This is a genomic window from Parasphingomonas puruogangriensis, assembly GCF_036663635.1.
GTDB lineage: Bacteria > Pseudomonadota > Alphaproteobacteria > Sphingomonadales > Sphingomonadaceae > Sphingomonas.
Map to the genome: position 1 here is coordinate 290854 of NZ_JAXOJI010000005.1, position 7890 is coordinate 298743.

General features: G+C 62.2%; 6 protein-coding genes and 1 pseudogene. 3 read left to right on the forward strand and 4 right to left on the reverse strand.

Annotated features, from left to right (window positions below):
- A complete protein-coding gene (locus tag U1739_RS14355) occupies positions 1-2166 on the forward strand; it encodes a DUF8724 domain-containing protein (RefSeq protein ID WP_332709223.1) in 2166 nt (721 codons plus the stop codon).
- Between the two features lie 13 nt (positions 2167-2179).
- A complete protein-coding gene (locus U1739_RS14360) occupies positions 2180-3085 on the forward strand; it encodes a hypothetical protein (protein WP_332709225.1) in 906 nt (301 codons plus the stop codon).
- Between the two features lie 74 nt (positions 3086-3159).
- Here the strand turns inward: U1739_RS14360 and U1739_RS14365 are convergent, their stop codons facing one another.
- Genes U1739_RS14365 through U1739_RS21240 form a run of 3 tightly spaced genes read right to left on the reverse strand, consistent with a single transcriptional unit; the run spans position 3160 to position 6166 of the window.
- Positions 3160-4905, reverse strand: coding sequence for an HsdM family class I SAM-dependent methyltransferase (locus tag U1739_RS14365; protein WP_332709227.1), 1746 nt, complete (start codon positions 4903-4905; stop codon positions 3160-3162).
- Positions 4902-5756: a tyrosine-type recombinase/integrase gene (locus U1739_RS14370; RefSeq protein ID WP_332709229.1), complete on the reverse strand. Its 855-nt coding sequence runs from the start codon at positions 5754-5756 to the stop codon at positions 4902-4904. The genes U1739_RS14365 and U1739_RS14370 overlap by 4 nt, the downstream gene beginning before the upstream one ends.
- Entirely contained in the window at positions 5753-6166 is a 414-nt protein-coding gene (locus U1739_RS21240) for an Arm DNA-binding domain-containing protein (protein ID WP_443025569.1), read from the reverse strand. Before U1739_RS21240 ends, U1739_RS14370 begins: the two co-directional genes overlap by 4 nt.
- A gap of 522 nt (positions 6167-6688) precedes the next feature.
- Between U1739_RS21240 and U1739_RS14375 the strand changes: the two genes are divergently transcribed.
- Positions 6689-7723 carry an IS110 family RNA-guided transposase gene (locus U1739_RS14375; RefSeq protein ID WP_332709231.1) on the forward strand — a complete coding sequence of 345 codons (1035 nt, stop codon included), beginning with the start codon at positions 6689-6691 and terminating at the stop codon, positions 7721-7723.
- Between the two features lie 71 nt (positions 7724-7794).
- On the opposite strand, the pseudogene U1739_RS14380 reads toward U1739_RS14375, so the two are convergent.
- Positions 7795-7890 (reverse strand): annotated as a pseudogene (locus tag U1739_RS14380) (IS5/IS1182 family transposase); the annotation flags it as partial.

Here is a 7890-nt window from a genome sequence, read left to right on the forward strand (position 1 = left end):
ATGACCGACGCCCGATCCTCCTTCAATGGCCGCGCCGCCCCCATGCCGCCGAGCATGAACCGGTCGCAGCCACAGCTCGCGACCGCCTATGCCCCGGGTGCAATGTTCACTTGGGAGGGCGGCAAGGGCGCCTGCGTCTCTGTGCCGGTCGATAGCACGCCGCTCACCTTCGGCACCGGTTCGGCGCGGCTCGAACAGATTCTCGATGCGATGAACGAATATTGCGCGAGTTGGCTGGCGCGCGGCCTCAATATCCAGCGCGCCGAACGCGTGCATGAGCGGCAATTGCTCGACGACTGCTTCTACAATCCCACGCGTGGCGGCGTCGCCGGGGTCGATATCGCCATCGACCGCTTCACCTTCCTGAAGCCCGACCGGATGGGGTATCTGCCTGGACCGCTGGTCTATCGTTGCGACGCCTGCGAGGTGGTGCGCGAATATATATCAGCGGCCCATCAACTCGCCGATCCGCTACCCACATCCTGCCGCGCCCATAATGGCGAGCGCGACTGCAAATGGCGCCAGCTCGATGTGGTCTATGTCCATTGGTCAGGCGGTCTCGAGGGCCTGTCGCCCTATCGCAACATGCTCGATGGGAATGGCGACCCGCTGCGCATCAAGCGCTGCCAATGCGGCACCGAGGATTTCCGGCTGATCAAGCAGGGGCAGCATTTCAATCGCTGGCGCTTTCAATGCACCGGCTGCAACGCACCGCGAGAGGTGTTCCAGGCCGATCCTTTCACCCTCGAATTGCTCAAGCCGCTGATGGATGCGGGCGAACCGCACCAATGGAGCGAGATCAACATGATCCCGATCTCCTACCGCGCGTCGCCGGTCTTCTATGTCCAGTCCGCCCGGTTCATCGTCTATGACAACGAAGCCGACATCATCAGCATTCTCGGCCCCAACCGCACTGAAGACCTTATCGGCCGCGTCGCCGCAATTCACGGCTTCGGCGGTGGCGATCCATCGCCGGAGCGCATCCGCGAGCAGCTTGCGACGCAGGGGCAGGATATGATGTTCTCGATTTACCAGAACGCGCTCCAGTCCGACCCGGCCATCGCGCAGAGCATGCTCGATGCTTGGTATGCGATGGGTGCGGTGGTCCGTGACGCACAGGCGACGCCAGCGCTGCGCCAGCAGATCGACGACCGGGGTGGTTATGCCCGCCGCTATGACCCGATCCGCAGCACGGTCGAACATGAAGCACTGAAGCGCCGCAAGCTCGATCCGGCCGGACAATCCGCCGATCTTCGCGTCGCGCAAGCCGACCTCAGCGCTGAACATGGCGATCCGGCGGGTGCGGCGGCCTATAGCGCGCGTGTGTCGGCCGATCTGGTACGTGCCGGCATTGCCGACATGCGGCTGATCCGTGACCTCGACATGATCGAGTTTTCGTTCGGGTTCACGCGCGTCTCGGCGGTGCCGGTCACCGTGCAGAAGAACCTGCCGATGCCGGTGCGGCTGATGGGCTTTCCTCGCCTCCAGGACAATCGTCGCCCGGTCTATGTAATCGAGCAGCAGAATGAGGCGATCTATGTTCGGCTCGACCCGCTAGCGGTCGCCGAGTTCCTGCGCCGCAATGGCGTGCTGTCGATCCTTCCTCCCGCGCCCAAGACGCTCGGCGGCGAGCTGATCGAAACCTACAACGACTTCGGCCCTTTCCTGCGCGATTTCGGGATCCGCGATGATGCCAGTCAGGTTCGTGCGCGCGACATCGCATCGACTCTCTATCTGCTGCTGCACACGCTCTCGCATCATGTCATGCATGGTATCGCGCGCTTCTCCGGGCTCGATCTGGGATCGATGAGCGAGGCGATCTTTCCGGCCGACCTTGCCTTCCTCGTTCACCGGCGCGGCATGACCGAGGATCTCGGCAACATCTCGTCGATGTGGCGCGACCACAATGCGGCGTTCCTCAATTATCTCGTCTCGCGGCGCGAGTTGCGCTGTGGATCGGGCACGCTGTGCGATCATCGCGGTGGCGCCTGTCCTGCCTGTGTGATGGTGCCTGAGACGGCCTGTATCGCCGGCAATCAATTGTTGTCTCGTGCCGCTTTGGTGGGCGGACAGGCCCCGCTATGGGATGCCGATGCCAACCTGCTCCAAGGGTATTTCGCGATCGTGCAGGAGCTCAACGCAGGGGCCGAGGGTACCGCCAGCTAAAGGAAGAGCACCGTTGTTCGTCACCGAGAACCTGTCCCCGTTCGAACTGCTTTCGGAATTGCTATGCGCTAATCGGGCGACCGAGGCGTCGACCGCGAATTTCGCCGAGTTCAAGCACAACGCTGATCTATGCCCCGGCTTCACCAACAACATACTGCGTACGCTGCAGGGTTACCAGAAGCACCGGATCGACGTCCTCGACGCACAGGGATTTCACGACAAGGGCGTTGATGTTGCGATCCGCGTTCTGGCCGTTGACGGTACGACCAAGGTTGGCCTGCAGATCAAAAGCTATGATGAGTTCGCCAAATGGAAGGCAGGCCGCGATCCGGGGTTCATCAGCCGGCTACGCAATCAATATACTCAGGCGCGCCACGAGGCCGGTGCCGACTATCTATACTTCGTGTTCTGCACCGACGCCGACGAACATCGGGAGCAGCTGCGCAGCATTGCCAGCGTGTTCATGGATTATCCGGACGTGAAAATCATCGATCCGCAAGCGGCGTGGACTTTTTTCCGGATGAACGACATCGACATCGATGTCGAGATAACGCGCATCCTGTGCGCCGGCGACTTCCTGCTGCGGGAGGGAAAACGGCAGCTCGCGACGCTGCCCACCGGAGGGCCAAGCGCTGTCCTTCATCTCGTCTTCCGCGCGCTGGCCGGAGATACCGCGATGACCCATGACATGTATGTGAGCGAGCTCATTCGTCACGTCGAGGATGGCGACCTGGAGGAGGCGCGGCTGCTGATGGAAGCATTCGAGGGCATTCTCGTCGAAGAGATCGATATCCAAAACTATCGAATCGTGCCGAACGCTTATCCTACGGTCTGCGCACTCTACTACGACCAGCTCGCACGCTATGGCGGCTCCGCGTCAGGCGCAGCGGCGCGAACCTCGCGGCTGCTGCTTTCATGACTTTGGAAAGGCGGCTTCGGTCCGACTGGCACTAAACCTGTGCGTAGGTCCAACCTCAAAACGTCAGTTTCGTATCACGCAGCTTCGGCAATGTTGGTGGCAGCCGCCGGATCCGCCACGACTTGGTTGGCAAGAATACCGTCGAGAGCGGCGAACGCAGTCGCCAGCGCTTCGTCGAAGCCTGGCCCCAAGGGAGGAAGCTGCGCCGGCTCCGGCAGCGCCATCCGCGCCAGCAGCTTCGCCGACACGCTGAAACTTCCTGCAACGGCTGAGAAACGCGCACTGGCGACCGCCGAATTCAGCACCGCGGCAAGCATCTCTGGTGAAACGCGCGGGTTATCGGATTGCGGCTCGCAAACGATCACATGGTTTTCCGCGACATAGCCGTGCTCGGCGTGCTCCATGGCAAAAGCGGCTGTCACGGCGCTGGCATTCAGGCGCCGGCGCTGGTCGCGATTTGCGGTCCGCTGGATGATCACCGCACGGCCCCGGCTCACATAGGATCGACCGCCATTATAGGGCGGGGCATACCAGGCCGACGCGGCCGTCCGGCTTCCTCCCTGAAACTGGAAACCGCCATCGGGCCGAATGTCCGACGCCCAGAGTACTGGCAGCCGCCCGGCTGCAGGGTCCTTGAACAGGCTGGCTCGCTCGCGCTTGGGCACGACTTTCCCGACCCGGACCTTGTAGCCGTAGCTTGCAATGACCGAGGCCGCATGGGTCGTGGTGAGGTTGAAATGTCCCGCGTCCGAACAAGGAGCCCCGACGCCGGGGATGATCCATGATTCGCCATTTGGCGGCGTGGTCGCCGTACCGAGAACCTCGCGGTTGCCGTCCGCGTCGATCAGGCCGACGGTATAGGTGTTGTCCGGCTCGATCGCCCCGCCGTGGCGCTGAAGCACCAGCAGGCACACATCCTGGATCGCGTCGATGAACAGGTTCTCGCGCTGCTGATGCATGTCGATGCGCACGACGTTAGCGCGGTCGAGGATCTCCTCGCGTAGCCCGACATAATAGGGCCCGGCGATGAAACTCGTGGGCAGGACAAAGACGAGGCCACCACCGGGCGCCAGCCAGTCGAGCGAGCGCAGCAGGAAGAGGGCATAAAGGTTGGTGTGCCCGCCAAGATCCGCGCGACCGACATCTTCTCCCACGCGGTCCGCACCATCGCGCCAGACCTTGCTGTAGGGCGGATTGCCGATCACGAGGTCGAAGCGCGTGTCCAGCTGGGCCGTCAGCGCGTCGGCGGCCTTCACCACAGCGGCGGTGTCGACATCAACCTGAAACTCACGTCGCACGGAATCGGCGAGCAGCCGTGCCGACAATCTAGCAAGTCCTGGTTCCAGCTCGATACCGCGCAATCGCTCGATCGCGGAAACGCAAGCCTCCGCGACATCGACATTGTCAGCGATCAACTGGCGAATCATCGCACGCGCGGTCGGAACCAGAAACGAGCCGCCGCCGCAGGCCGGATCGAGCACGAGCGGATTGGGTCGATCGAGGAACTGGCGCGCGGCCTCGAGCGCGGCTTCGGCGAGCGCGGGCGGTGTGAAATAAGCAGAAAGAGCCTTTCGCCGCTCGTTTCCGATCAGCAGCGCATACGCACTCGAAATTGCATAGTCGCGCAGGTCGGTATCGAGATAGGCGAGATGATCGGCCGCGCTCGACTGGCGCCGATCAATATCGCCGTCCGCGAACATCATGCAGACCGTCAACGCCTCGCCGCCGCACCCGAGAAGGGTCGAACGCTCGGCGCGCAGCGCCGCCAGAAAGGCCGCCAGCCGCGCGGCCGGGCCAAGGTTCAGGTCCGCCTCAGTCATGCGGCGATCGCGATATCCATGTCGCGTATCGATGTCCGCTTCCCGTCAAGCAGATCGCCGATACAGGCAGCGACGCGTTCGGCAGCGATGCGCAGGCCATCCTCGATATGGATATAGCCTTGGGTCACGCCACGCTTGCCGTGGCCGAGCAGCCCCGCGATCGTAAGCTCCGAAAAACCCCTGTCGCAGGCGACACTACCAAAGGTGTGCCGCAACGTATGCGCCGTCACGCCGGGAAGCTCCGCGGCCAGCGTCGCGCGCTGGATGAGATCGGGAAGCTGCTTGTAATGTCCATCGCCGCCATCGGCCCGGAAGACGAACCCCTCCCGACCACGGCCACAGCGCCCTTTGATGACGGCTGAAGCCGCGTTCCCCATAACTCGAAACTGCGAACCGCGCTTAGTATCGGGGAAACGAACGCACCCTGAATCAAAATCCGGCCAATTGCGCTCAAGCTTTTGGGCCTCGTTCAACCGGAAACCGGTGAGTGTCAGATAGCGCAGGGCCGCCAGGCCGGACTCGCTCTCGTCATGCTGGGCGCATTGTCGCATCGCTTCGCCCAGCGCGATCAATTCGTCCGCGCTAAGCCGCCGCATACGCGGCTGGCTCGCCATGCGGCGAACGCCGGTTGCCGGATTGGCCTCGATCTCTCCGAGCCGCTTCACATGACCAAAGATCGCGTGGAGCGTGGAAAAGGTCCGCGAGGCAGCACCATACCCGCCGGACGTCTCACGACCGCGTGCCTTTACCCGCCCGCGAGCGGTCTTGCCCGCGGCGATATCCGCCTGGAAGGATTCGATCTCGTGCGTGGCGAGCGCCTTGGCCTTGCGCGACCCGATCAGTGGCTTCATGTACCGCTCGATCCGGCTCCGGTGCATGTAGAGACTCGATGCCTTGATCGGACGATTGCCGCGCCCGAGCAACCGCCCCGCGGTCGCCTCTCCAGGTACCAATCACAAAGTTCCGCGACGGTGACGGCCGCGCGTTCCTTGACGCGCTCATCTGCCGGATCGCGCCCGGATGTGACTTCACCCAGTTTGATCTTCGCCAGGGTGCGCGCTTGCGCGACGGTCAGGATATTACAGCAGCCAAGCGCGATCCGGCGAGATCGTCCTTCGGCATTTCGATATTGGATGACAAACGTCTTGACCCCGGAAGGGGCCGCGCGAATTCCCAAGCCCCGTACCTCGCTATCCCACAGGAACGATTGACCTGTCGCGGGCGCCATGCCTGCAATCGAAGGGCGTGTCAGCTTTCCCATGGCCCGGACCCAGGTTTCTGCTTACATGGATGCCAAAGCGTGAGCGTGTAAGCAATATGTAAACAGGCGCGGGCCCCGCAGCGCGATCGTATAGCGATTCTGATAGAGCTCGGACTTCGCCGTCTCATAAAATGCAATGCTCTCATCACTGATAGGTGCTGTGGTCCAAGTTCGAATGCGATCGGCAAATTCTTGTAATCCGGATGGTAGCGCATGGCCTTGAACGCGACTGGCACATTATGCTGCAGCCAGCGCTTGAAGAGATCGTCGGGGGTTGTCGCGCGCGGGCTATAACCCTTGCACTCGACTGCGGTGATGGAGTGGTTGTGCCGCAAGGCGAAAATATCGACCTCGGCCTTGTGCTTGGAAAAGCAGCGAAGTCCCAGTTTTCGTCATTCCAGCGGCGCTGTCGCGCGATCGAAAACAGATGAATGAATGGGGTGGATGGCTCCCGCTCACGGCATCTAGGTGCCAAGGTGTGAAAGCTATTAGGCAATCACGAGCAAATGGGAGCCACCCGTTATGGAGATTAGCACGATAGGCCTGGATTTGGCCAAGAACGTTTTTCAGATTCACGGCGTTGATCCGGAGGGCAACGTGGTTGTCCTCAGGACGCTGCTGCGAGCGCAAGTTCTGTCATTCTTCGCGAAGCTACCGCCTTGTCTTGTCGGCATGGAGGCGTGCGGCACGGCGCATTATTGGGCTCGCGAGCTGATCAAGCTGGGTCACGATGTGCGACAGATGCCGCCGGCCTACGTCAAACCCTATGTGAAGCGCGGCAAAACTGACGCAGCTGATGCGGAGGCGATCTGCGAGGCGGTGACGCGTCCGACGATGCGGTTCGTGCCGGTAAAGTCGCCGGAGCAGCAAGCGGCCCTGTCGATGCATCGGGCCCGCGACCTGCTGGTCAAGCAACGTACGCAACTCGTCAACATGATGCGGGCGATGCTCGCCGAGTTCGGCATCAACATTCTGCAAGGCGTTCGTCTGGCTTTGGAGATGGCGCGCAAGATCGTCGACGGCGAGGCTCCGGCTGTGCCGAGGGAGGCAGCAAAGATCGCCGGACGTTTGTCGCAGCAGGCGCTCGACACCCATGCCCAGCTTCGGGAGATCGACCTGGATCTACTCGCCTGGCAGCGGGCGAACGATACAGCCCGCCGTCTCATGTCGATCCCCGGCATCGGTCCGATCGGGGCAACGGCGCTTGCCGCGTCTGTCACCGACGCGAGCCAGTTCCGCTCAGGGCGAGAGTTCGCCGCCTGGTTGGGCCTGACGCCGCGGCAGCATTCGAGTGGCGGCAAAGAGAGGCTTGGGCGTATCACCAAGATGGGCGACAAATACCTCCGAACGCTCCTCGTCGTGGGCATGACGTCGCTCATCAAACGCGTGAAGCGTAAGCCGGATACAGCCGACCCGCGGCTCGTGGCCTTGCTCGCGCGCAAGCCCGTACGGGTAGCGACCGTCGCCATGGCGAACCACACCGCCCGGGTGGTGTGGGCGATCATGGTTCGTGGTGAGACATACCACGCCGGGCATCAGCCCAGGCTCGCGGCATGACGATTTAGCTGGAAACCGCCGAGACAAAGGAGACCAGCTTCACGATGTTGTAAGAGTCCGTTTGAGAATGTTCACGGATGGACAATTCTCCGGAGCATGAGGCTGCCGAGAGCGACATGGATCATGGCCTCCGAGACGTCGATCCGTTGCTCGTAATCGCGAACGAG

Excerpts from the sequence above, each read along its gene's own strand:
- U1739_RS14355 (WP_332709223.1), top strand. The coding sequence starts at position 1 with ATGACCGACGCCCGATCCTCCTTCAATGGCCGCGCCGCCCCCATGCCG.
- U1739_RS14365 (WP_332709227.1), bottom strand. The coding sequence starts at position 4,905 with ATGACTGAGGCGGACCTGAACCTTGGCCCGGCCGCGCGGCTGGCGGCC.
- U1739_RS14370 (WP_332709229.1), bottom strand. The coding sequence starts at position 5,756 with ATGAAGCCACTGATCGGGTCGCGCAAGGCCAAGGCGCTCGCCACGCAC.
- U1739_RS21240 (WP_443025569.1), bottom strand. The coding sequence starts at position 6,166 with ATGGGAAAGCTGACACGCCCTTCGATTGCAGGCATGGCGCCCGCGACA.
- U1739_RS14375 (WP_332709231.1), top strand. The coding sequence starts at position 6,689 with ATGGAGATTAGCACGATAGGCCTGGATTTGGCCAAGAACGTTTTTCAG.